Origin of the sequence: Niastella sp. (assembly GCF_045805085.1) — a bacterium.
Taxonomy (GTDB): Bacteria; Bacteroidota; Bacteroidia; order Chitinophagales; family Chitinophagaceae; genus Niastella.
Map to the genome: position 1 here is coordinate 1 of NZ_JBJMLX010000082.1, position 25,607 is coordinate 25,607.

The 25,607-nt window shown below is 44.9% G+C and carries 22 protein-coding genes; 6 read left to right on the forward strand and 16 right to left on the reverse strand.

Going from position 1 to position 25,607, the window contains the following annotated elements:
* The coding region (queG, locus tag ACJ751_RS03680) for a tRNA epoxyqueuosine(34) reductase QueG (protein ID WP_407744021.1) at positions 1 to 640 on the forward strand (640 nt) is incomplete at its 5' end.
* Positions 641 to 649: 9 nt separating this feature from the next.
* Here the strand turns inward: queG and ACJ751_RS03685 are convergent.
* The 4 genes from ACJ751_RS03685 to ACJ751_RS03700 form a co-directional block, all read right to left on the reverse strand.
* On the reverse strand, positions 650 to 1,243 hold the full coding sequence (locus ACJ751_RS03685; RefSeq protein ID WP_407744022.1) for a hypothetical protein: 594 nt from the start codon (positions 1,241 to 1,243) through the stop codon (positions 650 to 652).
* Positions 1,244 to 1,252: 9 nt separating this feature from the next.
* Positions 1,253 to 2,518 carry an LVIVD repeat-containing protein gene (locus tag ACJ751_RS03690; RefSeq protein WP_407744023.1) on the reverse strand — a complete coding sequence of 422 codons (1,266 nt, stop codon included), beginning with the start codon at positions 2,516 to 2,518 and terminating at the stop codon, positions 1,253 to 1,255.
* A gap of 74 nt (positions 2,519 to 2,592) precedes the next feature.
* Complete coding sequence (locus ACJ751_RS03695; protein WP_407744024.1) at positions 2,593 to 4,314, reverse strand: outer membrane beta-barrel protein; 1,722 nt, start codon at positions 4,312 to 4,314, stop codon at positions 2,593 to 2,595.
* On the reverse strand, positions 4,301 to 4,861 hold the full coding sequence (locus ACJ751_RS03700; protein WP_081197482.1) for an RNA polymerase sigma factor: 561 nt from the start codon (positions 4,859 to 4,861) through the stop codon (positions 4,301 to 4,303). The genes ACJ751_RS03695 and ACJ751_RS03700 overlap by 14 nt, the downstream gene beginning before the upstream one ends.
* Positions 4,862 to 5,069: 208 nt before the next feature.
* Between ACJ751_RS03700 and bioA the strand changes: the two genes are divergently transcribed.
* Positions 5,070 to 6,338, forward strand: a complete 1,269-nt coding sequence (gene bioA / locus ACJ751_RS03705) for an adenosylmethionine--8-amino-7-oxononanoate transaminase (protein WP_407744025.1) — start codon at positions 5,070 to 5,072, stop codon at positions 6,336 to 6,338.
* 102 nt (positions 6,339 to 6,440) lie between these two features.
* Here bioA and ACJ751_RS03710 read toward each other — a convergent pair whose 3' ends face one another.
* The 8 genes from ACJ751_RS03710 to sppA form a co-directional block, all read right to left on the reverse strand.
* Positions 6,441 to 6,875: a GNAT family N-acetyltransferase gene (locus ACJ751_RS03710; RefSeq protein ID WP_407744026.1), complete on the reverse strand. Its 435-nt coding sequence runs from the start codon at positions 6,873 to 6,875 to the stop codon at positions 6,441 to 6,443.
* Between the two features lie 10 nt (positions 6,876 to 6,885).
* On the reverse strand, positions 6,886 to 7,155 hold the full coding sequence (locus ACJ751_RS03715; RefSeq protein ID WP_407744027.1) for a SemiSWEET family sugar transporter: 270 nt from the start codon (positions 7,153 to 7,155) through the stop codon (positions 6,886 to 6,888).
* A 253-nt stretch (positions 7,156 to 7,408) separates the two neighbouring features.
* The gene (locus tag ACJ751_RS03720) at positions 7,409 to 8,710 is read right to left on the reverse strand and encodes a RagB/SusD family nutrient uptake outer membrane protein (RefSeq protein WP_407744028.1); all 1,302 of its coding nucleotides are present in this window, start codon (positions 8,708 to 8,710) and stop codon (positions 7,409 to 7,411) included.
* A gap of 17 nt (positions 8,711 to 8,727) precedes the next feature.
* A complete protein-coding gene (locus tag ACJ751_RS03725) occupies positions 8,728 to 11,892 on the reverse strand; it encodes a SusC/RagA family TonB-linked outer membrane protein (RefSeq protein ID WP_407744029.1) in 3,165 nt (1,054 codons plus the stop codon).
* Between the two features lie 1,263 nt (positions 11,893 to 13,155).
* Positions 13,156 to 13,668: a DUF2911 domain-containing protein gene (locus tag ACJ751_RS03730; protein WP_407744030.1), complete on the reverse strand. Its 513-nt coding sequence runs from the start codon at positions 13,666 to 13,668 to the stop codon at positions 13,156 to 13,158.
* A gap of 32 nt (positions 13,669 to 13,700) precedes the next feature.
* Positions 13,701 to 14,198, reverse strand: coding sequence for a hypothetical protein (locus tag ACJ751_RS03735; RefSeq protein ID WP_407744031.1), 498 nt, complete (start codon positions 14,196 to 14,198; stop codon positions 13,701 to 13,703).
* Positions 14,199 to 14,250: 52 nt separating this feature from the next.
* On the reverse strand, positions 14,251 to 15,348 hold the full coding sequence (locus tag ACJ751_RS03740; protein ID WP_407744032.1) for an ABC transporter permease: 1,098 nt from the start codon (positions 15,346 to 15,348) through the stop codon (positions 14,251 to 14,253).
* Positions 15,349 to 15,524: 176 nt separating this feature from the next.
* A complete protein-coding gene (sppA, locus tag ACJ751_RS03745) occupies positions 15,525 to 17,282 on the reverse strand; it encodes a signal peptide peptidase SppA (protein ID WP_407744033.1) in 1,758 nt (585 codons plus the stop codon).
* A gap of 59 nt (positions 17,283 to 17,341) precedes the next feature.
* Between sppA and folK the strand changes: the two genes are divergently transcribed.
* Together folK and ACJ751_RS03755 are read left to right on the forward strand one after the other, a co-directional pair.
* A complete protein-coding gene (folK, locus tag ACJ751_RS03750) occupies positions 17,342 to 17,830 on the forward strand; it encodes a 2-amino-4-hydroxy-6-hydroxymethyldihydropteridine diphosphokinase (RefSeq protein WP_407744034.1) in 489 nt (162 codons plus the stop codon).
* A 235-nt stretch (positions 17,831 to 18,065) separates the two neighbouring features.
* A complete protein-coding gene (locus tag ACJ751_RS03755) occupies positions 18,066 to 18,698 on the forward strand; it encodes a deoxynucleoside kinase (RefSeq protein WP_407744035.1) in 633 nt (210 codons plus the stop codon).
* A gap of 162 nt (positions 18,699 to 18,860) precedes the next feature.
* Here ACJ751_RS03755 and ACJ751_RS03760 read toward each other — a convergent pair whose 3' ends face one another.
* On the reverse strand, positions 18,861 to 20,117 hold the full coding sequence (locus ACJ751_RS03760; RefSeq protein WP_407744036.1) for an MFS transporter: 1,257 nt from the start codon (positions 20,115 to 20,117) through the stop codon (positions 18,861 to 18,863).
* Between the two features lie 243 nt (positions 20,118 to 20,360).
* On the opposite strand from ACJ751_RS03760, the gene cysM reads away from it, so the two are divergent.
* Together cysM and ACJ751_RS03770 are read left to right on the forward strand one after the other, a co-directional pair.
* Positions 20,361 to 21,236: a cysteine synthase CysM gene (cysM, locus tag ACJ751_RS03765; protein WP_407744037.1), complete on the forward strand. Its 876-nt coding sequence runs from the start codon at positions 20,361 to 20,363 to the stop codon at positions 21,234 to 21,236.
* A gap of 41 nt (positions 21,237 to 21,277) precedes the next feature.
* Entirely contained in the window at positions 21,278 to 21,898 is a 621-nt protein-coding gene (locus tag ACJ751_RS03770) for a hypothetical protein (RefSeq protein WP_407744038.1), read from the forward strand.
* Positions 21,899 to 22,015: 117 nt separating this feature from the next.
* Here the strand turns inward: ACJ751_RS03770 and ACJ751_RS03775 are convergent, their stop codons facing one another.
* The 3 genes from ACJ751_RS03775 to ACJ751_RS03785 form a co-directional block, all read right to left on the reverse strand.
* Positions 22,016 to 22,291 (reverse strand): DUF4242 domain-containing protein, encoded by a 276-nt coding sequence (locus tag ACJ751_RS03775; RefSeq protein WP_407744039.1) that lies wholly within the window; start codon positions 22,289 to 22,291, stop codon positions 22,016 to 22,018.
* A 163-nt stretch (positions 22,292 to 22,454) separates the two neighbouring features.
* Entirely contained in the window at positions 22,455 to 24,695 is a 2,241-nt protein-coding gene (locus ACJ751_RS03780) for a cation:proton antiporter (RefSeq protein ID WP_407744040.1), read from the reverse strand.
* A 217-nt stretch (positions 24,696 to 24,912) separates the two neighbouring features.
* Entirely contained in the window at positions 24,913 to 25,422 is a 510-nt protein-coding gene (locus tag ACJ751_RS03785) for a YkgJ family cysteine cluster protein (protein ID WP_407744041.1), read from the reverse strand.
* Positions 25,423 to 25,607: the final 185 nt, after the last annotated feature.

Below are 25,607 nucleotides of genomic sequence, written 5' to 3' on the forward strand. Positions count from 1 at the left end.
ATTTGGGAACGATTACCACGAAGTGATCAAAAAAAAGCTGCATACCCTGCTGGCGCTCATCAACGAACATATTGGCGAAGTTCAGGGAAGGGGTTTCGTTGATTCGGCCCCTGTACTGGAACGCAGCTGGGCCCACCGCAGCGGACTGGGCTGGATAGGCAAAAACGGCAACCTCATCACCAAACAACAGGGGTCGTTCTTTTTCATAGCTACACTCATTGTTGATCTTGAACTGGAATATGATGATCCTATCGCCAAAGATTATTGCGGCAGCTGCCGCCGTTGTATAGAGGCCTGCCCTACCGGCGCTATCACCGAAGGCAAAGTGATCAATGGCAGCCAGTGTATTTCCTACTATACTATTGAACTAAAGGACCTGTTACTGCCCGACGATAAAAAAGGACAGTTTGCCGACTGGATGTTTGGTTGCGATGTTTGCCAGGATGTTTGTCCCTGGAACAGGTTTGCCAAACCAACCAGCGAAGCCGGCTTCAAACCCATTCCCGAGATATTGAACTTCACTACCAAAGAATGGGAATCCTTAACCGAAGAAGCCTTCAAACAGATCTTCCGTCACTCGCCTTTAAAGCGGGCCAAATTTCAGGGCATACAACGAAATATAAAATTCCTGAAAGGCTGAGCTTACCTGTTAAAACTGAAATCCGAGTTTTATGGTTCCCCGGTGCAAATAACTTTTGTACGTTTCATAATTATCATAGCACAGTCCCGATGGGCAGTTGCTGCCTGAGAATACACTCTTTCGCTCTACGTACTTATAGCTGTAACCCGCACTGATCACCCCCTGGAATTTTGAAAGAACAGGAAACTTATAGCCTATTCCCACATCAGTATATGCCCCATTCCGGTAAACATTTTCATACCAATTATTTATCTGATCATTTTTATCTTTTACAATATGAGCCCCCGCATCAGCATATAAAAAAGGAGTGGCGTTCTTATTCAGGAAATCTTTTCGCAGATCAAAGAACAACGGATAGCCGGTGCGGGAATAGGGATCTACGCCCACTCCTATTCCGGCAAACCAGGTTTTATATTTGATCCCGTTAATGGTTTGCAACTGGTAATAAGCGCCCTTTGCCCCGTTCAGGATCCCCGCCTGGTTAATAGAAGAAAAAGAACAGGAACAGCCTTTTCGGGACTGTACCTGTTTTTCAACCTGTGCACAGGTTATAAGAATCGATCCTGTAAGCATTATGAATAGTAGTAATGATCTTTTTTGCATATCCGGATATTATTCTAAGCCTATTTTACTGAGCAAACGGATATTATTGGCATTGGAATAATCGAACTGATACAATCCGTCTTTCGCCACTACCAGGGCTATATTGTTCGAGGCAATTACATCATAAGGTTCCATACCGTCTATTCTCTTTATCAGCTTCAGGTCATTGGCATCGGCAGCATCGTACACTTTTATTCCATCTTTACCATCACAAACGAATAATATATTTCCTTCCTTACCAAGGCCATAGGGATTCGTCATGCCATACTGCTTTATTAAAGTAGGGTTTGCCATATTTTCTATATTTACCACTTCCAGTTGGTTTACATTACCGCCGCAGGATGTACCCGTACGTAAGGTAACCCAGGCCCTGGTATCATCGGCGATGACGGGATCGCAACTACGGGCATGAACAAACTGACCTTCTTTAACCAGGTTACCCGGCGTTGACACGTCATAAATGAACATCCCCTGGTTCGATCCTATGAACAGTTTGTTCTTAAAAGGATATATTGTTTCTATGGCCTGATTATTTATCACAGTCTTGTTCACATATTTGGGTTCCCTGGGGTTGGCAATATTAAATGCATACAGTTCACTGGTAGATACGGTATAAAGATAATCATTGATGAGTGTGAACCGCGCCATGGACCCACCCTGGCCTGTGCTGCTTTTTCCAGGCTGAGCGCTGGAACCGGACATTGCTATAAAATCATAATAAATGTTCGGACTGGGGTTATAGGAAACTGTTGTATCATGGCGTATCCAGCTTACCGTTACTTTAATGGAATCGGGGATAGAAGGCCGTGTACCATTAAGAGCAGTATAACTATAAAAGGCATTACGATATGGAAAAGCATTATCTGTAAACTTTATGGCAGTTACAGCTTTTGGATCACTGATATCAAAACTTACCAGATCGCTGTATGAATCGGTGAATAGAACATTGTCCCTCACAGCCAGTTCCTGATTACCGGGAATGGGAATAAAGGCGATGTTCTTTGGTGATGAAGGATTCGTGTTGTCAAAAATGTGAATACCTTCATCAAACTCATTAAGGAAAATGTAATTGTGATAAATGTATATTTTGCCGGGAGTTTTTACAGGTCTTGCCGGGCTGGTTTTCATTTCGGCGCGTACTTCAGGAAGCGTTCTGTAAACAGGTGTATACCACGTATACGAGCGGGTTACTTTCTCTTTATCGCAACCCGACAAAAAGGCGGTTAGTATTACAGTTATCCCTAACTGTAAAACCGACATAAGATGTCGTTTCATAAGTTTAGTTTTTTATTACTGACAAACGTCAGAAATCAAGCGTTGCCTCTTCCTGTAATTTTCGCTGAATATCTTTATAATTTGCCCAGTAACACTTTTATACTAATGCCGGTTGACCAGGCATACTGTCCGGTTGAGACTTCTTTATTAACTAATCCATTGAGTGCATAGCGCAGATTAGGTCCAACCCAAAGGGGATGTTTGCTCCGTTGTAATAAACCAACACTGAGGCCGGCCACAAAATTGAACTGGGTTTTATTGAACAGATCGTTGTCTTTATAGTAAACGCCTTTTAAGCCTTCATAATGCAATGCATCAACCGACAGCAAACGGGCCATGGAAAAACCGCCTTCCAACTGGAACGGTGGCAACCTTCTTCCTTTATTGATTTGCCAGTTTACTGTTAATGGAATTTCGAGATAATGAAAACGATAGGTATATTTCTGACTGTAGGTGAGCCCCTGGTAATAAGCAGCCGCGCTGATGGCCTGTGCGGTATCAGTACCCGGATATTTATAATATTCCTTTACAAGGGCAGCCTGCGAAGTACCTATATTCACAACAATGGGATTATTGGGCGCCACAATTTTTTGCCCTACCTGCGTATGAACGCTTATATAAGAGTATTCCAGGCCCAGCGATAGTTTTAATCGTGGTGACACCGTGCGTTGAACAAATACGCCTAATGAAAAAGATTTATCAGCCTGGATGGGTGAAGCTTTCTTGGGCGGCGCCGTATAAGCCGACCAGTTTACCAATTGATTATTGACATTGCTACTATAGTTAGGGGGATTATTGCTGGTACTTGGGCTGGCATTGCTGCGGGCCGACAGGTCTTCAGCATAATATTTTTCTTTTCCTAACAACCCTTTTAACTGAAACAGTTTGCTTTCAGCAATGCGCGAATAACCGGCATCGGCCACAACACCCCAATGCCATAAAGAAGTTTTTCTGCGGGTAATAGGCGAATTTGAAAGACCGGTAACTGGCCCTGTAAGGGGCATCATTGGAGGAGCCACCGTTTTAAATGGCATGGAGACTGCTTTGTTGGTAAAAATAGCGCTATCCAGGTTATTTATCCGCGTAGGCATGATGCTGTTCAACGCATTCGGATCTGATTTCGCCCGCTCAACAGTTGCCATTGTTTGGGGTTGCTCAGCCATCGCTGTCATTACGATCTCTTCGCCCCTGCCTTTCTTTTTGCCAGTACGCTGTTTTTCATAGGCTGGCTTAGTGGTATTGACCGGTTCAACCGGGTTTGTATTTCCGGTATTATAAGCAAGCGGTTGTTGAACCGGCTTTTTATTTTTATTAATAGCTGTTTTGGTATTGGTGCTGTTTTCAGCAGATGTAATAACCGGTTGTTTATTATTTGATGCTGAAGGAGAAATTACCGGTGATGCAATAGTTGGTTCCTGTTGGCTGTTTTGAGCTAATGAATGATTGCCGGCTTTTTCTTTGCCTGCTGTTGTATTCTCAGTTACCGGTTGTATAGTAGTAGTTTGTTTAGTAGAATTGGATGATGTTTCAGCGGGTTTGGTATTTGACGGGGTTTCAGTTTTTTTCACAGCTATAGCAGCAGTATTACTATGCGTTTGAGCTGTATAATTATATAGTATAAAGCCACCGGCAGTTAAGCCAACAAAAAGCGCGGCCATCCACCACCACATAAAGCGGCGACGGCTTTTACCCTGACGGATGTTTCTTTCCACCTCCATCCATACCCCATCAGAAGGACGCAGCTTTAGCTCCTGCAGCTTCTGATGTACCTGTTTCTCAAATTCATGGTCGGACATACGTTTCCTTTTTTGTTTCTACGCTCGTTTTTTTTAACCACGTTATCAATAACGCACGTGCACGGGCATATTGTGACCGGGAAGTTCCCTCATTGATACCAAGCATTTTACCAATTTCTACATGTGAAAATCCTTCAACAGCATGCAGGTTGAAAACCGTTTGATAGCCTGCTGGTAACTGGCGGATCAGCTCAGCCAGATCTTTTGCCTGCAGTGTCACTTCGGGGTTATCATCTGACACCGGGTGCAGGCTTGTTTCAGGAAAGGATAGATCAGTTTGATACCGGCTGTTCTTTTTAAGATAGTTTAATGCTGTATTCACCATGATCCGGCGGATCCAGCCGCCTAATTCCCCTTCAAACTTAAACTGGTGCAGGTTGCGGAATATTTTTATAAACCCTTCCTGCAGCACATCCTCTGCATCGGCAACAGACTTGGTATAGCGATAGCACACCCCCAACATACTCTCAGCAAAATGCTCATAGAGCTGTCGTTGGGCCTCCGGCAGCCCCTTCAAACAATCTTTTACCAGCCTGTTATAATCCATTTCTTGTAATGTGGTGACAATAATCGATGTCCTACCGTTGCACCAGTTGTATAAAATGCAATTTTATAACTTATTCGACTATACTGAAATACTGATTATTTCAAATATTTAACTGGCAGAAGGCAAAGGGCAAAAGGCAAAGGGCAAAGATGCCGCGACGCGGATTGCCGATTGCGGATTGCCGATTGCCGATTACCTTTGCGACCCTATGGCAACACTTATTGAAAGAGATAAAAAAGCAGTTTGGCATCCCTACACGCCGCAGAAGTCGATGCCAGAACCCATTCCGGTGGTAAAAGGTGACGGAACTTATATTATTGATGAGAACGGAAATGCCTACATTGACGCCATCAGCAGCTGGTGGGTCACCATTCATGGACACGCCAACCCATATATCGCCGAAAAAATATATGAACAGGCAAAAACCCTTGAACAGGTAATATTTGCCGGGTTCACCCATGAACCGGCGGTACGGCTGGCTGAGCGCCTGCTGGAGATATTGCCGGGAAATTTTGCCAAAGTATTCTATTCCGATAATGGTTCCACCGCGGTGGAAGTGGGTGTTAAAATGGCCCTGCAATACTGGTGGAACAAAGGCAACAGCAAACGAAATAAAATACTGGCGCTTAACCATTCGTATCATGGCGATACGTTTGGCACCATGAGCCTTAGCAACCGCAGTGTGTTCACCCTTGCCTTCCAGGATAAACTGTTCGACGTTATTTTTACCGATGCCCCTGCTAAAGAGGCTCCTTTATACGATGGCCCCTGGGATGAAATAGCCTGCTTTATTTATGAACCCATGTTACAGGGTGTTGGCAGCATGAATATGTACGATGCAACAGCCCTGAATAAATTATTACAGCAATGCCATGCACATGATGTGATCTGTATTGCCGATGAGGTAATGACGGGTTTTGGCAGAACCGGGAAATTGTTTTCCAGTTTGTATGTGGAAGAAAAACCGGATATTATTTGTTTGTCGAAGGGACTTACCGGCGGCACCATGGCGCTCGGTGTTACGGCCTGTACAAACAACATTCACAGCGCGTATGTTGATGATGACCGCACCAAAACATTTTTCCATGGGCACTCCTTCACGGCCAACCCCCTCGCCTGCGCGGCTGCCCTGGCCAGTATGGATCTATTGCTGAAGAATGATTGCCAGCAACAAATAGAACGCATCAGTCGGCAGCAACAACAATTTGTTCAGCAATTAAGTACAGATAAACGTTTTGAAACGCGGGTAAAGAATGTGCGATCTATTGGCACTATCATGGCATTTGAAATTGAATCGGGCCGTGATGGATATTTGAACACGATAGGCATGGATGTTACCCGCAAAGCATTGGAACAGGGCGTTTATTTGCGTCCGCTGGGTAATACCGTCTACATTATGCCGCCGTTTTGTATAACTGACGAACAGTTAGGGAAAGTTCACCAGGCTGTAATTAATATTCTGGGAACAATAGATTGAGTTGCGTGCGTTGTAAGTTGTGGTGCACGTCAACTTACATTAAGTCCACTTCAACTTACAACGCTCACCAGCAATCTTACATTTTCCTATTTGCACATTAACTTATACGCCCCAATCATCAGCAGATAATTCAAACTTCAATTCTCCATTGGGCATTTTACCGGTTTCCTTCCAGCCAAAACTTTTATAAAAGTCGGCAGCGCGCGTGTTGGGGGCTGTACTTAACCAGATAGTATCGGTGGTTTGACTATAATACCAGTCTAACAACATGATCAGCAGTTCGCGGCCAATTCCCTGTCCTTCAAAATCAGGTTGCACAAACAATGCCCACACATTATGTTTTTCCAGGTCACCAATGGCAAAACCCACAACGTGGTTGTCCATCTCACACACCCAACCTTTGCCACGTTTCGACAAATAATCTACATAATCCTGTTCGGTGACCAATGCCTGGTTGTTCAAGGCATTTTCCTTTACGGCCAATCTTACTTTTGACAGTTGCGGTATATCGGATAAAGAGGCTTCTCTGAAATTCATGTAATATTTTTTATCTGCGTCTTCTTTGTTTTAAAGACCCGATTTTTAGAAAAAAAATTATGCCCGACAATGTGGCCGTGACCCCGTTGGCCAGGATAATGGGCGTATCGTGAATATACAACCCATAAATGAACCAAAGAATTGTTCCCAAAAAAAGCATTGAAAAAGTAACTATTGACAGGTCCCGGGTAGACCTGGTTTTGATAGTTTTATAAGCCTGTGGAACATAAGCCGCTGTGGTGAGCAGGGCGGCCGTTAATCCTATGGAGTAAATTGTCATAGAGGGCAAAAATAGGCAATCATTGCAACCGCAGGAGATCGAAATACATTATTATTGTCCGGTCGCAGGCATCCTCGTTAAATACATTTCTTTGATAATATTAATTTGCCTTTCCTTGCAAACAACTTATAATTAAATATATACATATTTTAATTACCTCCTCTAACAGATTCCATTAGTTGACGAACATCAATAAAAAACCCTGCTGTTGGTGGCAGCAGGGTTCTTCTTAAAACCGATCTGTTATTTTTTATTAAAAAGCAGGATCATCGGGCGTGTTGCTATTGCCATTGTGCTCAACATTGGGATAAGGGAGATAATTACGCGTGCGTTCACCAGCAGGCCGGTTAAACCGGCGCTGGTCTATCAGCCGCAAACCTGATAGATATAATTCAATAGCCCGGTGACGATAGATCTGATCGAGCAACTCTGCCTGGTTATACGGACCTGCATCTGGTGGCAATCCTGCTCCCACCCCGAACGGATCACTGGCTGGCTGCTTGGTGATCACTTTATTTAATTCTATGAGTGCATTTACCAGATCAGGGGTCGACTGGCGGGCATAAGCTTCCGCTTTTATCAACGTCATTTCACCGGGTAAATAAACAGGAATGGAGCCAACAGAGGTTGCAAAAAATCCATTGAGGCGATAGCGGGGCCCTGCATTGATAGCTATATAAAACGGTTCCCGTTTATCGGCAAGACCTGGCGCCAACACAGGTGGTAACCCCATAATGGAATCCATTGGTTGAAATACGTTGTTGGTAGAGGTGGCCGTTTCAAAGATCGGGTTTAGCGTAACCACGTCGTAGTTGAATGTCGATTTTTTAGTTAGATCTACGGTATTTGCTTCTGCCAGTGCCTGTGCATAATTTCCTGTATACAAAGAGAAGCGTGCTTTCAATGCATGCAGTGTGTTCATTATATTAATTCCTGCAGGAATATTCGCCAGAAACGATCCACTGATCGAATCGGCATTAACGGTATTAATGGCAGTGTTAATCACATTCAATGCCCGGGTATACCCTTCTGTATTGGGAATGAAATTTACAACCGGCCCGGTTGTATCGGGTATCTTCTCCCAGTACATGGCTAAATTGCCAAGTGCCAAAGCTTTAAAGATACTGGCATAAGCAATCAATCCGCTGGCATAATTCTTATCACCCAGTTGCGGTGCATAAGTAAGCACGTTGTTGGCATCGAAGATTATTTTGTTACAGTTAGTCCAGAATGATACCACGATGGAATTGGTGTTTAATACCTTTTCAGCACCCTGGTAAAACTGGTATTCAGCCGTATTTCCCTGGTTAATGATGACCAATTGCTTTGTGAGAAATCCGTCAGTTGCAATAAGGTTGTATAAAGCACCAGCACGGGTAGCCGTATAGTTCTTTTGTAAGCCTATTACCAAACCGGTTAATCCGATGGGCGTTTTAACCACATCTCCTGCCACAGCCCTGTTGGGATCGGAATAATCTTTTTTACAGGCAACGGTTAGCAGCATCACCGCCATCACAATAAAACAGGTTGAATATTTTATATTTATCAGCTTCATAAAATCAAATTTGGGTGTTAGAATTTAGCGGTAATGTTAAAACTGAACGTACGGGGAATAGGAACGGTACCAAAATCAATAGCCCGTAACAAAGTGCTTTGTCCGCCTGAATTCACCTCGGGGTCATATCCCTTATAGTTATCCCACGAAATGAGGTTACGGCCGCTAAGGCTGAAGGTAAGGTCATTAAAGATTTTTACTTTCCCTAAACGGTAGCTCAAACTTATTTCACGCAGTTTTACAAAGGAACCATCATCAACGCGCCATTGTTCAATCTGGTACACACTGTTGATATAGCCGCGTGGCACCTGACCCAGGTCTTCCTGTTCGGCTACCTTGCCATTGCCTACCCCCTGTCTTGTTCTGAAATCGGCATTCCATACATCTACACCTTGTACCGCATCGAACTGTACGCGTAACCCCAGTTTTTTATAGCTTACTTCATTTACCAAAGTAGCGGTATAATCAGGGTTAGGATCTCCAATTACTTTTAACAATGCATCACCTGTTGGTAACCCGTTGGCATCACGTTGTGGGGTATATTTCAGGGGATCGGTTTGTTTGACCCCTCTTTCTGTTTGTGGAAGCCCGGCAGCATTTTTAATCTGGTTGCCATTGGCATCTGTTGCGAAAAATGTTCCGTAAAAAATACCCACCGGCTGTCCTTCTATTAACCAGATTGGGGCGCCTGCATTGGTACTTAATGAAGCTGCCTGACCAACCTTTACTATTTTGTTGCGATTGTGGTTATAGATAGCAGTAATATCCCAGCTCCAGTCTTTATTCTTCACAGGTGTGCCCGTTAACAGGATTTCAAAGCCTTTATTCTCCAGGGCGCCAATATTATCCAGCAGGCTGGAATAACCATTGGTGGGCGCAATATTACGTCTGAGAAGTAAATGATCTACTTTTTTGCTATAATAGTTAAACTGCAAACCGAGGCGGTTGGCAAAAAACGAAAGATCGGTTCCCATTTCCAGTTCTTTTTGCCGTTCGGGGCTTATCCTGGGATTGGTTAAACCGGCTTCGCTAAATAAAGCCGTTCTGCCCAGGAAAGAACTCGTAGCAAAGGAGTTAAACCGATCGTAAGGACCAATACCTGTCATATTACCCGATTCCCCGTAAGCCACCCGTATCTTGGCTACATTCCACCATTTTGCCAGGGGCAGTGCATGCCAGAAATCGGTTTCTGATAACAGGTAACTGCCGCTTGCTTTTACATATACCTGGGTGCGCTCGTCTTCACCAAATACCGACGATCCATCAACCCGTACAGCGCCGGTGACAAATAACTGATCCTTGAATTTAAAATTCTGTTGCAGATAAGCGCCTGAGATAGAAAACTCGGAACGGTAATCAGTACCTGGCAGTTGTGTACTGGCGCTGTTCACTGTTTCAATGAACGATGTCATACCCCTTCCCTGCAAGATGCTCAGGTTATTTTTTTCGTATTGTGCTGAATAACCTAACTGGGTAGTCGACGCCCAGTCATCAGTGATATCTGCCTGATAGGTGCCATTTACTTCGTGATTTATCTGAAAGAAAGTATTGGCGCCATTACTGGCATAACCATTCAATGCAGGATCAAGGTTGGCGCCACCACCAAAGAAGGCTGTATTGGCAGCATATGCAAAAGGAGGCATATAAGTGGTACCGCGTTGGCCATAATTATCAATGCCCAGCGTGTAATCAAAGCTTAAGCCCTTTGCAGGTCTTACTTTTAATTTGGCGCTTGCGATCAACCGGTTGGTTTCCTGCCTTTGTTTAAAATCTTCTATTACCGAAACCGGATTTATGCGAAGCCGTTCACCCACTCTCTGCAAATTACCCAATGCATCGCGCTGCCAGATGTTGTGAAAATTACCGATAATGGTTACCGAGTTCATCGGAGAGTAGAACGAGTTACCATCGGGTTTTTCGTCGGCTGCACTGTTTATGTAGTTTAATCCCACGCTCATATTTGCCCATTTGGCCAGTTCCTGGTCGAGGTTAACCCGGAAGCTGAAACGTTTGAAATCGGTATTCTTGACAATGCCTTCATTATAGAAATAAGAGGCAGAGGTAAAGTATTTTGTTTTATCTTTTCCGCCGGCTACTGATACGTTGTTATCGGTTCCCAAACCATTTCGAAAAATATAATCCTGGTAATCGTAGCGGGTAACGGGTGTGGTATTCGTAGCTAATGCAGCAGGCGTACCTGTTGCTGTTATAAGATCCTGAGTAAATGCATCAGGTCCATCTGGCGGACCGCCGAACTTCACGGGCGCCTGGTTCACATCCAGTTTTTTACGCAGGTGGCTGGTCATAATACCGGTTGAAAAACTTACGGTGGGTATACCAGCGCTACCACGTTTTGTAAATATTTGAACAACGCCACTATTGGCCCGGGAACCATAAATGGCCGATGCAGCGGCGCCATTCAACACTTCAATATGATCGATGTCGGCCGGATTAATATCCACCATCCGGTTTTGACCGGGGGTTCCTGTAAACTGGTTACCCTGGGAATTGCTTGGTCCGGCATTACCGGCATCATACGTATTTTGCGTATTGGTAACCCTGTTAGTAGAATTATTGATGATTACCCCATCAACGATATACAGTGGATCAGAAGAACTGTTTAATGAACTAACCCCACGTAACCTTACCGAAATCCCTCCGGCCGGGTCACCTGAGTTTTGTACGATCTGCGCACCGGCTGTTTTTCCCTGTAAAGCAGCCAGTACATTACCGGTAGCGCCTTTATTGAGCTGATCGGCTTTTATTGTACTTATGTAGCTTCCCAATTGTTTACGGGTAGTTCCTTCCGATGTACCTGTAACCACTACTTCATCCAAACCCAGCGCATCTTCGGCCAGCGTAACACTTACAGTATAATTTTCGGCGCTGCCCACTGTCAGGTTCTGGGTAACGCTTTTAAAACCCACTCCCGAAAACTCTATCGAATAGCTTCCTGGTTTAAGCGCCGCATTGATGGTGTAATTGCCCGATGGATCGGTAGCTGAACCAAAAGTTGTGTTTTTAACTGTCACAGAAATTCCGGTTAGCGGCTGATTGCCCTTTCCGGTTACCTTTCCACTAATACGAACCTGGGCAAACGTCAGGCTCACTATCAGCTGGCAGAACAGTAATAAGCCAACTGCTTTTACTGATCGACTACTCAATGATAAAAATTGGGTCATAATCCTTTTTTTCGAATTAATAATTAAATACTATGAATCGTATGAAGGACAGGTTTATACTCTTTCAATTATTTCGGGTAGCTATTGCAGTAGGGCCGGAAGCCGTCAGTGATTTCAGTGACCTGGCAGTGACGATAAAAAAATGTGTTGGATTAATTGGGAGGTGTGTACTCCTGATTGAAATAACAGGCTGGTAGCAGGTACCATTCCAGCGATCAATTCCCTGCAAATGAATTGCCTTACGATAGTTGTAATGCATGGCGTAACAGTTAGTTAACACCAAATTCAGCATTAAAACGCAAATTACCAAAACAAAAAGCAGGTTGCTGCGTGTTTGTGCGGGTTTAAAATTAAACTAATTAGTAATACTTCTCCTTCCGGCTAAACCATGCAGAACATGTAAAGAATACGGTGCCAGTTACCAGGCTCCGGTCCCCGGTCACCGGTATTTGGCAACCCGCAAAATAGCAAGTGGTCTGCAAAAAGAGGATCAAATTCTTGGGGGATTAAAAGTAATAGTTACCGGGCCATGATCCCAAAATTGCTGATTTACCGTGTAAGAAGTAGGTAAGCACGGCATTGTTTGGAAAAAAGCAAGATGTATAATATACTCATTTGTGTGAGCTAGCTATACATTGCATGCAAGCTGCTTATGTGCCTGAAAATCAAATGATTTCTTGTAAAAGCAAGCTGTTTTGAATTAAATAAAATGTCCGGATCGTTTAACGCAAACCACTTTTAATTTAATTAGCAGACGATTCCGTTTAATTCAAACGGCCTTCAATTAAACGATTTGCCGTTTGCGTTTAACGCAAACGGTTTTTAATTTAATTAGCAGACCGTTCCGTTTAATTCAAACGGCTTCCAATTAAACGATTTGCCGTTTGCGTTTAATGCAAACAGTTTTTAACTTAATTAGCAGACCGTTCCGTTTAATTCAAACGACTTTCAATTAAACGATTTGCCGTTTGCGTTTAATGCAAACGGTTTTTAATTTAATTAGCAGACCGTTCCGTTTAATTCAAACGGCTTTCAATTAAACGATTTGTCCGTTTCGTTTAACGCAAACCACCTTTAATTTAATCGAAAGACCCAATCATTGAACGCTTCGGCGGAGCATTCTAAATCCCCCAACTTTTCAACATGATCCCAAAAAGAGAACCAGCGACCGGGAACCGGCAACCGGTAACAAAAGAAAAGAGCCATCCCTCGCTCACGCTCAGGACAGCTCCTTGCTTACTTTACTCTTATATACGTGTAACCTTATTGAACTTTGAAATCTACTTCTTCGTTACCCCACATTAATGACACTTTACCGCTTTTATCAACAGCGAAGGTCATACGCTCAGTGAAGCTGGGCGCTTTATGAGGTTTTACATTTACGCGTAAGGCGTCATCTGCTTCTGTATAATTGGTTCCCCATTGCTTCCAGGTTTTATTAAAGATGATCACCCACTCATCTTTACCCGGAATGCTGTACAAACCATATTTTCCGGCAGGGAGGCTTTTACCTTCTACCTTTACATCTTTGTTTACTTCAAACACGGTAGCTTCGTTAGCGCCGGTTCTCCATACTTTACCATAAGGTGCAATATCTTTTCCCACTTCACGCCCTTTTACAGCTGGCTGGCTGTAATCAATAGAAATGGTAACCCCTTTACTGGTTGTTTCTGATACTTTGGCAGGCGGACTGGGACGTTGTGATTTATCACCCTGTTGTGCCCGAACGCCTATTGCTACCAATGCGATGGCAGACAAAAGCAACAATTTTTTCATACTATTTCTTTTTTAAAATGAAATGTAAGCCTTTATGGATTTTTTTCGAGCAACTTTTTCAGATTGCCCAGCGATTTCTCCATAGGCGGCCCCATTTGCTTATCAAAAACTATGCTACCAAATTTTTCCCAGGGGTACCAGTGTAATTTTATATCAAAATACCATTGTATCACCAACTGATCGCCCGTGCCCTCCCAGGTAAACCCACTGGCAAGCACCTGCGCATTTTTTTGCTGGCGCCAGGCCGTGAACAGGGTATCGCCGGTTGAAGGCAAACTGGTCACTTTTAACTGATCGCTCGAAAATTCGCTTTGGGTGTATTGTTGATTGGTAAGGTCGGGATTGTTCGTCAACTCGTTCCATTGTTTCCACTGACGCAGATCAGTAACCAGGGCGCGCAAACTATCATTTGGCACTGAAATATTCATCGCCCGGGAGATCCGGATCTGTGAGGGAATAATTAAAGAAAAAAGATACGTGACAAGAAATAACACCACCGCACTGATGATGGCCAGCTTCACTATACGCATAGGGGGAATTTGAAAATTAGCAAATTTGAAAATGTGAAAATGGGGTTGCTTTTTACTCCCAACGGAATATTCTGATAAGAATGCTATACGCCAATAAACACCACACAATTAAAATGGTGATCTCCTTGCCCACGCCCAGCAAATGCATGCCTTCGAACGATACTTTACGCATGGCATCGTTCAGCGCCGTTAAGGGCAGGTAATTGATGATGGCCTGCATACTTTCGGGCAATAATCCCTTCGGGAAAAAGGTACCCGATAAAAAATACTGCGGGAACATGAACAGGTTGGCATAAATGGGGATCACATTCTGGTTCTTGGCCACACTGCTGATGATAAAACCAAAGCCCATGAACACCGTTACCCCCAGGAAGCTTAATACCAGCAATTCCAGAAAGGTAACAAACCCATGCGCCAGGGTAAAATGATAAAAGAAAGTGCCGAACAGGATCAGGATGACAGAAGTGGTGAGTTGGAACGCCACCCGCGCAATGCTTTCGCCCAGTACAATAAAGGTTTTGCGTACAGGAGTGGCAAACATCCGTTTCAACACCAGGGTTTCCCGCAGGGTAAAGAAAACGAACGCCACACCAAATACGGCTGAACCGATCAGGGAAAAACCCAGCATGCCGGGTAAATAAAAATCGATCATATGATAGGGCCGGCCCTTGATCTCTTCAACAGAAACAGTCGCTACTTTATTCGATACCGTTTTGGCCGTTATTTCATCTACAAAGCTTTTCAGCAGGGCTTGCACCGCAGGCAGGTCCTTCTGACTGGCTGAAGTTGTTTTTAAATGAATATCATATTGCGCGCCGGTGGTATTGGCAGGCAGTTGTCGTACCTCTATCAACGCCGTAATTCGTCCTTTCTTCAACTGGTCCATCAGCTCCGCCTCACTGCCCCTATGAATGTCGAATGCCGAAATAGACCTGATAGCAAAATAAACATTGCTGGTGGTATCGCTTTTGGCGTCAAAAGCCACATCATAGGCCTTTCCGCCCCCGCCTGTTAAGGCCCCAAATACCATAATGAGCACAATGGGGAAGAACAGGCTAAAGAAAATGGCCTGGGGACTTTTAAAAATGGCCCGCAAGGTGGCCCTGCATATCGCCCACATGGCCGTCCATTGGTTGTATTGACCCGACATAGTTTTTGCTAAAATTAGGCGCAAAGGTAATCGGCAATCGTGAAACGGCAAACGTGAAACGTGAAAGGGCTCGTCCTTCGTCCCTTTATTAACCCTATCAACCCTGTCAACCCTATCAACTTGCGCTCTCGTCAACTTGTCAACTCGACAACTTGTTAACTCATCAACTGGTCAACTTACTGAATAGACATCTCAAACGGTATCCTCGCCTGCGTTACCCCCATCATGGTTTTTACCCGCTTCATGGTTTGCCAGGTTTTCATACCCTCTTCACCAAATTCTTTCTGAATGGCCGATTGCGTATTGTCTTTTTCATAATTGCCGAAAATAACCTCCAGTATATTGTGTGGCTCGGGGTATTCCCTTAACCGGTAATCGCTTATTTTGGCCATGCGTGCGGCGCAGGCGATGGCGTCATCCAACCCGCCGAGGCGGTCAACCAGCCCCAGTTCCAGCGCACGGGAGCCGCTCCATACGCGTCCCTGTCCTATGCTGTCGATGTAACTAACCTCTTTTCTGCGGCCTTCGGCCACTCTTTGTTTGAAAGTTAAATAAGTGGAATCAACGCTGTTTTGCAGCCACGCCCTTTGTGCCGGGGTTAATGGTTTGGTGGCCGTCAGCATATCCGCCTGGGGCGCCGTTTTTACCCCGTCGAAAGTTACACCCAGTTTATTGTTAAAGAATTTCTCCAGGTTCGGCAACATCGTAAAAACCCCAATAGAGCCTGTAATGGTATTGGTTTGGGCAAAAATACTGTCGGCGTTGCACGATAAATAATAAGCGCCCGAAGCGGCCACATCGCCAAAGCTAACCACTACGGGTTTTCCGCCTTTGCGGGCCAAGGTCAGTTCGCGCCACATATTTTCACTGGCCAGGGCGCTGCCGCCACCTGAATTTATGCGCACCACAATTGCTTTTATATTGGCATCGAGGCGGGCCTTGCGGAAAAGCTCGCGATAGGTAACACTGCCTATCAGATCGCGGTCGCCTTTGCCATCGATGATATCGCCCTGCGCATAAATAACGGCGATCTTCTCTTTGCCATCGCGTTTAAAGTCCACCGCTTTGGCATATTTCTGCACGGTAATAAAATTGATCTTGTCGAGCTTTACGCCACCCAGTTTGGTTGCGATCTCATTCTTTACTTCATCATCGTATTTCAGTCCGTCGATCAGTTTATAGGTCACGGCATCTGATGCAAACTGGATCTTGTATTCGTTGGCATATTGATGCAGCGTGGCGGTGTCCAGCTTACGCGCTTCGGCTGTTTGCAGTAATAAGCGGTTGTAAAAATCACCCAGCATAACCGATAGCTGAAGGCGGTTGGCCTCGGTCATTTGCGTTTCGCGGAAAGGCTCGGTGGCGCTTTTGAATTTGCCCGCATAAAAGATCTGGGGTTCAATTTCCAGCTTTTGCAGCAGTCCTTTTAAAAAGGCGAGTTGTATGGCAAACCCGCGCCAGTCTACCCCACCTTTGGGGTTACAATATATTTTGTCGGCTATATTACCCACTGAATAAGCGCCCTGGGTAATTACATCACCATAGGCATATATGAATTTGCCGGTGGTTTTAAAGTCAAGGAGGGCATTGCGTATTTCCTGGCTGGCGCCCATACCATTGCCATTGCTGCTGCATTTAAGATAAATGCCTTTTACAGCGCTATCTGATTTCGCATGGCGGATCATGCGCAGCACATCGTACAGGGAGGGTACATCGCCATCTTCCTTATCTGAAAAACGGGCTAACGGATTTTCCACACCAATTTCCGGATAACTACGACCCAGGTCAAGCACCAACACGGCTTTTGCCCCTGTAGTTACCTTTTCCGAGGAGGTCAGCCCTGTTATCAAACCCACAAAAACGAAGAACAAAATGACGCATAACACGAAGAATGCCAGTAGCGAGGCCAGGAATATTTTAAAAAAGCTCTTCATTAACAAATTTATTTTAAACGAAATTCAAAGATATTTGACCCTTCGGGGGAATGCAATATATGAATAAAGTCTTTTTACTGATAGGCGGCAATATGGGCGACCGGTTGCAAAACCTGCACCAGGCCATTACCCTTATATCGGCTACCTGCGGACCGGTAATACAACAATCGGCCGTGTACGAAACTGCTGCCTGGGGCAAAACCGACCAGGCTGCGTTTTTAAACCAGGCGCTGTTGTTAACCACTTCGTTAACTCCGCAGGAGCTTATCACCACCATTTTATCGGTTGAAGAACAAATGGGCCGCCTTCGCATGGAAAGGAACGGCCCGCGGGTGATCGATATCGATATCATCTTTTATAACGATCTGGTTGTGCACGAACCCAACCTTACCATCCCTCACCCGCAATTGCAAAACCGCCGTTTTGTGCTGGTGCCGTTGGTTGAAATAGCGCCGGACTTACTGCATCCCATTTTTCATAAAACGATTACGCAGTTGCTGGAGGAATGTGGGGATGAGTTGGCGGTTGAGAAGTTGTTGATCAGTTGACCAGTTGACGAGTTAACAAGTTGACAAGTTGACAAGGAAAAAGAAGCTAAGGAGAAATGAAGTAGGCGGTTGATAGAGTTGAAAAGGCTGATAGGGTTGATAAAGGGGTGAAGGATGAGTGAGAGATGAAAATGGGGAGGTATGTTACATTGTCGCGAGCCCTTTCACGTTTCACGTTTGACGCTTCACGACTTGCCATTGAGATCATCCATTCACTATTGATTACGATTCACACATGAAATACCATTTCATTACCATAGAAGGAAATATCGGCGCGGGAAAAACAACGCTGGCCCATTTGCTGGCCAGGCATTACAATGCCCGGTTGATACTGGAAGAATTTGCCGATAATCCCTTTCTGCCCAAATTCTATGAGAACCCGCAGCAATATGCATTCCCGCTGGAACTGTTCTTTATGGCCGAACGCTATAAACAACTGAAGGAACTGATCCATACCAGCGATATGTTTCAGCGCACTACCATCACCGATTACCTGTTCACCAAATGCCTGTTGTTTGCCAAGATCAATTTGCCCGAAGAAGAATACAGGCTGTATCAAAAACTGTTTGAGATCATTCACCAGCAGCTGGTTCAACCCGAACTGCTTATTTACCTGCATGCGCCGGTAGACCGTTTACAGGCCAATATAAAAAAGCGCAACCGTTCCTACGAACAGCATATTCCCGATGAATACCTGCTTAATATTCAGCAAACCTATACGCACTATATAAAGCAGCATAATATAAAAACCCTGTTCATCGATGCCGGCAATGCCGATTTCCTGGGCAATCCCAAACACCTGCAGGTGATCATCGATGCGCTTGACCAGGAGTATGATCAGGGGCAACACTATTTTACATTGCCGTAAAAAGGCAGAAGGCAGAGGGCAGAAGGCAGAAATGGTCTCTGATAGTTCGGAACCCTGCTATTACTCAGACTGGTCGAGTTAGGGGGTTTTCCGTTTCCCGTTTGCTGTTTAACGTTTGCCATTTCACGATTCATTATCACTTCCCCTTAGGGGGCCGGGGGGTTAATACTCGAACTTCCTAAGCGTAGGCGCTTTAAACCACATGGTTGTTACTACCAGCAAGGTCATGGCGCCGCCAAAGATCACGGAAGGAACGATGCCTAATAATTTGGCAGCGGCCCCGCTTTCAAAAGCGCCGATCTCATTGGATGAGTTAATGAACATGGAGTTTACTGCTGAAACCCGCCCGCGCATTTCATCGGGCGTTTTTAATTGCAGAATGGTACCGCGTATTACCACACTGATGCCATCCAGCGCGCCGCTCACCAGTAAAGCAAAGAAGGAAAGCCAGTAAATAGTAGAGATCCCGAAAATAATAATGCTCAGGCCAAAACCGGCTACCACAAACAACAACAACATACCCTGCTTTTTACGAAGCGGGAAGAATGTTAGTGTTAAAATGATGATCATGGAACCGATATCAGCCGCTGCATTCAACCAGCCAAACCCAATGGCGCCTACATGCAAAATATCCCCCGCAAAAAACGGGATCATAGCGGTAGTGCCACCAAACAATACAGCCAGCATATCGAGCGATAAAGCGCCCAGCAATTCTCTTGTTTTAAAAACATATCTCACCCCTTCCTTTACGCTTTCCCAGGTAGCCTGGCCTTTATTGGAATGTACAATGGGTTTGCGTTCTATCTGGAACAGCGCGATGGCTGCAATGGTTATATACAGCATTATCAACAGAAAGGTTCCGGTATAACCTGTATAGGCAACCAGGAAACCGGCTGAAGCATGCCCCAGTACAGAAGCCGTTAACCAGGTAGTAGAACTCCAGGTAACCGCATTGGGCAAAATAGTTTTAGGCACCAGCTGCGCTAAAATAGAACTGGTGGCTGGTCCGGAAAATGAACGCACCACACCGGTACAGAACATCACCCCGTAAATAGCAAATTGAACGAATTTCTTTCCCAGGCTCAATTCAGTATGCTGGAACGTAATAAAAAGAAAGGCAGCAGAACAGAGGAAATAAAATACAAGCATCTTTAAAAGAAGGGTACGCTTGTCGCTTTTGTCAACCACATGTCCCGAATACAAAGCCAGTGAAATGGCAGGAACGGCTTCTGATAATCCTACAAATGCAAGGGCCAGCGGATTTTTAGTGAGTTGGTACATCTTCCAGCCTATTACGGTAGCAATCATACGCATACCCATGATGAAAAAAAACCGCTGAATAATAAACAGGCGAAACTCTTTTATGCGTACTGAAACAAAGGGACTTGACTGATCATTGGCTACCGGATCGGCTGACATGCTATAACAATTTGACGTTCAACAAACCTATAAATCGATGGCAAAAGTAACTGTTATTGCTTATATGTACCGGGCACAAAATTAAAATCAATTTGAACCAATTCATTCCGGCAGTTGTATAGCCAGTATTCCACATATATAATTTGGCACCAATAAGCCCATTAGAATAACATTATATTCTATCACAGTAGTAGAATAAATTATAAAAGTGGTAATTTCAACTTCCTGTTTAATACTAATACAATGGCAAGCATTATAGACCTGGTAGGCAATACCCCGATGGTAGAGATCAAACAGCTCAATCCCAATCCGAATGTGACTATTTATGCCAAGCTGGAAGGGGATAACCCCGGGGGTAGTGTGAAGGACCGGCCGGCATTGAATATGATCAAATCGGCGCTGGAACGGGGCGACATAAAACCAGGGTCAAAACTCATTGAGGCAACCAGTGGAAACACCGGTATTGCCCTGGCCATGGTGGCCACGTTATTCAACCTTGATATTGAGCTGGTAATGCCTTCCACCTCCACCCGCGAAAGAACGCTTACCATGGAAGCCTACGGGGCCAAAGTAACGTTATTAGACAGCATTGAAAAATGCCGCGATTATGCTGAAGAAAAAGCAGCCACCGGTGAATTCGTGATCCTGAACCAGTTCTCTAATCCTGATAATTATAAAGCCCACATTAAAACCACCGGTCCAGAAATATGGCGTGACACCAACCAGGGTATCACTCATTTTGTAAGCTCAATGGGTACTACCGGCACTATTATGGGCTGCTCCATGTTCTTTAAAGAGAAGGATCCCAACATTCAAATAGTAGGTTGCCAGCCAACGGAAGACTCCTCCATCCCCGGTATACGCCGCTGGCCAAAGGAATACCTGCCCAAGATCTTTGATCCCAGCCGGGTTGACCGCATCATCGATGTATCGCAACAAGAGGCTACGCTTACTGCCCGCCAACTGGCCAAGGTAGAAGGCGTTTTTGCCGGTATGAGCAGTGGCGGCGCCGCTTCTGCTGCATTCAGACTGGCCAAAGAACTTAAAGAAGGCGTTATCGTGTTCATCGTTTGCGACCGGGGCGACAGGTACCTGAGCAGCGACCTCTTCGGGCAATAATCGCACGGTTTTTGTATATTTAGGTTAAGCCTGATTGACCTATGCAAAAATTTAAGCCGTTACTCATTGAATTGATCTGGTTGGGTCTCATTCTGAACGCAACCGTGTTCGTCACTATATTTGTATTTGGCTGGACTTTCCTTAGCAATAATTTTGACATTCGCCTGCACGAAACCTATTTTACCATTTCTTCCTGGAAAATAGTGTTACCGCTTTATGTATTCTTTGCTTTCTTTATTTACCTGGTAAAAGAGATCCGGCATCAGTTTACCCGCAAGACATCGAATGTGATTATGTTGGTGGCAGGGTCCATTCTCATCCTGTTGATAGCCACCATCAACAAGCAGATAATTATTTCTGAAATGGTGTATTTTGGCGGGTCTGCCGTCTTCCCGCCCCTGTCGGCGATGAGCGAAACGCAGTTGAAAAAGGCCATTAGTCCGGCCATGCACGTAGTATCCAATTCATTGACGGTAATACAATTCCTCGTCACCGGCTGCCTGTTGTATGTAGCATTTAAAATGGGAAACAATCACATTGCGCAGGTTAAAAATAACCCTACTCCCACTAACATTTCAAATACCACCAATAATAGCAATGGCAAATCATCTAAGGTGCAAGCATCACAGATAAAAGTAAAAGAAGAATTAAAAGGAAAATAAATTGTTCATCGAGCCATTTCAGTTCCCATGTTGTATCGGCTAAGCCGAGACCGCAACGAGGCTTCTGCTTTGCCCGCCGAAGCTTTAGCGTAGGAGGGCCCTCTGCCTTTTGCCGTCTCAAACTTCCGCAGTTGTAGGATCTATAATCGCCTTCACCCTGCTTATTTTATTGGCTGGAAATCCCGACTGGTTTGCATGTTGCTTAATAGTAGCTTCATCCGGTGCGTTATAGATGCAATAGATCTTATTATCGGTTACATAACTGTGCACCCATTGTATTTGCGGACCCATATCCATTAAAACACCGCAGGAGGTTTGTGCAGCTTCGTGTAGTTGTTCGGGTGAAAGGTCCCCGGCCCCGGGCATTTCCCTTTCAATAACGAATTTTGGCATAGCAATTAATTTCTTATCAAGTTAATGCATTCTTGCTACCCAAAAAACTGATCGCGGACAGGAAACGGTTACAGAGGGTTGCCGCAACAAGGCTTGTATCATGTAACTTGTACCCTGTATCCTGTACCTTGTACCTTGCGCCTTGTACCTTGTAACTTGTATCTTATGCCTTATTACTTATTCCCGAATCTTTCAATTCTTCGATCTTTTTCCGGTCACCTACGATCCATACAATATCGTCCCATTCAAAAATGGTAGTGGAATCAGGGTTCAGAATGCGCTGGCCATTGCGCTCTATGCCCACTACCAACCCATTGGTAGCCTCCCTGATGCCGGAATTGCGCAGGGTCTTTCCGCGTACCCCAATATGTTCATCAACAATAACCCTGGTAAGCGTGATCTCTTCCTGCCCGTTCTTAGCTGGCAGGATCGCCGATTCCAGAATGGAACGGAATTGCTCCAGCTGCACATCGGTACCAATCACCGCGATCTTGTCGAAGGGATATAATACATCGGTGCGCTCTGGCGCCGTAATGGTAATGGAGCCACGTTCAATATAAGCGATGTTGATGCCATATTGTTCCCGCCAGGCCAGTTCCTTCAGGGATTTACCCACCACGGTACTCTCGGCCGGCATGGTAAAATAGGCCATGTGCGCATCCCAGGGCGTTAGATCGCCGGAAGCGGAGCTTTGCATTTGTTCCCGCTGATTCAAATTCGTTAAAAAGCGCTTTTCAATCCGCGCATAAAACGAATTCAACCGGCGCGAGAACACCAGCAGCACGACCACAATTAAAGGTAGTATGGCCACAAAAGCGATAAAGGTGCTGAACAACTGGTCAACCATAAATCCCACCAGCACCACAAGCAATAAGTTGCGTACCACTTCCAGCATTACCAGCGGACCATGATTATATTTTTTATCGAGCCATAAATTCCGGTACGAGAGGGAATGCATTTTACGAATAGCCAGTGCCCATAAGAACGGCGCTGTTGCCACCAGTGTTATTACAATGGTTATTATGCTCGACAATACATCTCCATGTACACTTGCTTTTACAAAGGGTAGCAAATACCTGCCGGATAAAAATATCATGGCAATAACGATCACCGAATTGGTGGCCATCAGCATCAGGTACGATCGCAATACAATGCGCCATTCGCTTTCGGCCTGTATGGTTTGTGCACCGGTGCTGTACTGGTTAATGGCCATTCGCCATTTTACAGGCAGTTTGGGCGCCAGCCAGTTGAAGAACGGATCGGCCAGCCTGATCATATACGGCGTGGTAAATGTGGTGATCACCGAAACGCCCACGGCTATCGGGTATAAATAATCGCTGGTCACTTGTAGCGTCAACCCCAGGGTGGCAATGATAAATGAGAACTCCCCTATTTGCGCCAGGCTCATACCCGCCTGCAGCGATTGTTTTAATGGCTGACCCGATAACAGGGCGCCAAACGTTACATTGATCGTTTTACCCAGTATTACCACAAATGACAGTATAAACACCGGCCCGATGTATTTCATCAACATATCCGGTTCAATCAGCAACCCTACCGATACAAAAAATACCGCGCCGAATAAATTCTTTACTGGTTGAACCAGGTGTTCTATCTTTTCGGCCTGCGGCGTTTCAGCCAGTATAGATCCCATAATAAAAGCGCCTAACGGGGCAGAAAACCCGGCATACGTGGCAGCTACCACCATCAGCAAACACAACCCCAATGAAATAACGAGCATGGTTTCGTCATTCATTATTTTACGACCCCATTTCAAAAATCCGGGGATCAGGAAAATACCGGAGAGGAACCACAGAAACAAAAAGAAGACAAGCTTTAATACCGAATACAACATTTCCATTCCGGCAAACTCCCGGCTTACTGCCAGGGTAGAAAGCACGACCATCAGCAATACAGCCATCAGGTCTTCCACCACCAGCACGCCCAACACCACACCGGCGAATTTTCTTGTCTTTACACCCAGTTCATCAAAAGCCCGTATAATGATAGTAGTGGAGGATATAGCAATAATGCCGCCGAGGAAAATACAATCCATAAAAGGCCAGCCCATCAGCTTCCCGGTTACAAACCCTAACCCCACCATACATATGATCTCGAAAATACCGGTAACGCCGGCCGTACCGCCGATGTTCACCAATTTTTTAAAACTGAACTCAAGGCCCAGACTGAACAACAGGAAGATCACCCCGATATCGGCCCATACCTTTACGCCATCGAGATCACTGATAGAAGGCAGTAAGGAGAAATTAGGCCCAACCAGTATCCCGGCCAGGATATACCCCAGCACTACGGGTTGTTTTAATTTTTTAAATAACAGGGTAGTTACACCGGCAATAGCCAGTATCAAGGCGAGATCTCGTATAAGCGTTGGCAAATGGGACATCGGTTCTTAGTAGGTATATTCTATAATCAGAAGTCGGTTATCGTAACTATACAATATTTTCAATGACCAGTTGCGAATCGGCAATCGGCAATTTTTGCCTCGTCAACTTGTTAACTTATCAACTTGTTAACCTGTTAACTCTATCAACCCTATCAACCTCCTCCTTTATCCCACCTGGCTTTTTCCTGCCTGGTCAACTCGTCAACTAATCAACTCGTCAACCCTTTAACAATCGTTCCAACACATAATACACCGCCGGACAAAAACTCGAATTCTTCAATGTAAGCGGCAGCCGCTTCAAAATCACATCTTCATCGGTATAGGGGAACCGTTCGCAATCAGACGGGCGAACATCATAAATACTGCAATAGTTATCTGCTCCTAAAAACGCACAGGGCGTTTGTTTTACCACATAATCCCCTTCTTCATCCAAACGCAAATACGTTTCAATAAACACGCTCTCCTTCATTTTAAGGTGCTTGCTGATGCGCTTGATATCAGGCGTTTTAAAACGCGGCGAATAATTTTTACAACAGGCGGCACATTGCAGGCAATCTACTTTCGAAAAAGCTTCCTCATGCAGATCGGGCAATTTTTTCAACACTTTATTGCGGTCTGCCCGTTTCAGCATATTGCTGTACTGCTTCTGGTGCTCAGCACTTTTCTTTTTCCAGGCGCCATCTTCCAGGCCCCCAATCTGTTCATTATTGTCACTATGCGCTGCCATGCCGTATAATTCAATTCAATAGTTAAAAATTATCTTCAGGTGGCATTTTACCGGTTAAAATGGCTTTTTCTTAACGCTCAGCCAGCCTGTCATTCTGAATACAACGTATTCATCTGCAAGTTAAACCATCCACGGCGTAATGGTTTGGTTTTTGTCTTTTTATTCCTATGCATGTCTTGTACAAC

What these genes read in the sequence shown, in the direction of transcription:
- sppA (WP_407744033.1), bottom strand. Translation starts at nt 17,282, where the DNA reads ATGAAGAGCTTTTTTAAAATATTCCTGGCCTCGCTACTGGCATTCTTC.
- ACJ751_RS03710 (WP_407744026.1), bottom strand. Translation starts at nt 6,875, where the DNA reads ATGAATTTCAGAGAAGCCTCTTTATCCGATATACCGCAACTGTCAAAA.
- ACJ751_RS03760 (WP_407744036.1), bottom strand. Translation starts at nt 20,117, where the DNA reads ATGTCAGCCGATCCGGTAGCCAATGATCAGTCAAGTCCCTTTGTTTCA.
- ACJ751_RS03685 (WP_407744022.1), bottom strand. Translation starts at nt 1,243, where the DNA reads ATGCAAAAAAGATCATTACTACTATTCATAATGCTTACAGGATCGATT.
- ACJ751_RS03770 (WP_407744038.1), top strand. Translation starts at nt 21,278, where the DNA reads ATGCAAAAATTTAAGCCGTTACTCATTGAATTGATCTGGTTGGGTCTC.
- bioA (WP_407744025.1), top strand. Translation starts at nt 5,070, where the DNA reads ATGGCAACACTTATTGAAAGAGATAAAAAAGCAGTTTGGCATCCCTAC.
- ACJ751_RS03755 (WP_407744035.1), top strand. Translation starts at nt 18,066, where the DNA reads ATGAAATACCATTTCATTACCATAGAAGGAAATATCGGCGCGGGAAAA.
- ACJ751_RS03700 (WP_081197482.1), bottom strand. Translation starts at nt 4,861, where the DNA reads ATGGATTATAACAGGCTGGTAAAAGATTGTTTGAAGGGGCTGCCGGAG.
- ACJ751_RS03775 (WP_407744039.1), bottom strand. Translation starts at nt 22,291, where the DNA reads ATGCCAAAATTCGTTATTGAAAGGGAAATGCCCGGGGCCGGGGACCTT.
- ACJ751_RS03690 (WP_407744023.1), bottom strand. Translation starts at nt 2,518, where the DNA reads ATGAAACGACATCTTATGTCGGTTTTACAGTTAGGGATAACTGTAATA.
- ACJ751_RS03695 (WP_407744024.1), bottom strand. Translation starts at nt 4,314, where the DNA reads ATGTCCGACCATGAATTTGAGAAACAGGTACATCAGAAGCTGCAGGAG.
- ACJ751_RS03740 (WP_407744032.1), bottom strand. Translation starts at nt 15,348, where the DNA reads ATGTCGGGTCAATACAACCAATGGACGGCCATGTGGGCGATATGCAGG.
- ACJ751_RS03715 (WP_407744027.1), bottom strand. Translation starts at nt 7,155, where the DNA reads ATGACAATTTACTCCATAGGATTAACGGCCGCCCTGCTCACCACAGCG.
- ACJ751_RS03725 (WP_407744029.1), bottom strand. Translation starts at nt 11,892, where the DNA reads ATGACCCAATTTTTATCATTGAGTAGTCGATCAGTAAAAGCAGTTGGC.
- folK (WP_407744034.1), top strand. Translation starts at nt 17,342, where the DNA reads ATGAATAAAGTCTTTTTACTGATAGGCGGCAATATGGGCGACCGGTTG.
- ACJ751_RS03785 (WP_407744041.1), bottom strand. Translation starts at nt 25,422, where the DNA reads ATGGCAGCGCATAGTGACAATAATGAACAGATTGGGGGCCTGGAAGAT.
- cysM (WP_407744037.1), top strand. Translation starts at nt 20,361, where the DNA reads ATGGCAAGCATTATAGACCTGGTAGGCAATACCCCGATGGTAGAGATC.
- ACJ751_RS03730 (WP_407744030.1), bottom strand. Translation starts at nt 13,668, where the DNA reads ATGAAAAAATTGTTGCTTTTGTCTGCCATCGCATTGGTAGCAATAGGC.
- ACJ751_RS03720 (WP_407744028.1), bottom strand. Translation starts at nt 8,710, where the DNA reads ATGAAGCTGATAAATATAAAATATTCAACCTGTTTTATTGTGATGGCG.
- ACJ751_RS03780 (WP_407744040.1), bottom strand. Translation starts at nt 24,695, where the DNA reads ATGTCCCATTTGCCAACGCTTATACGAGATCTCGCCTTGATACTGGCT.
- ACJ751_RS03735 (WP_407744031.1), bottom strand. Translation starts at nt 14,198, where the DNA reads ATGCGTATAGTGAAGCTGGCCATCATCAGTGCGGTGGTGTTATTTCTT.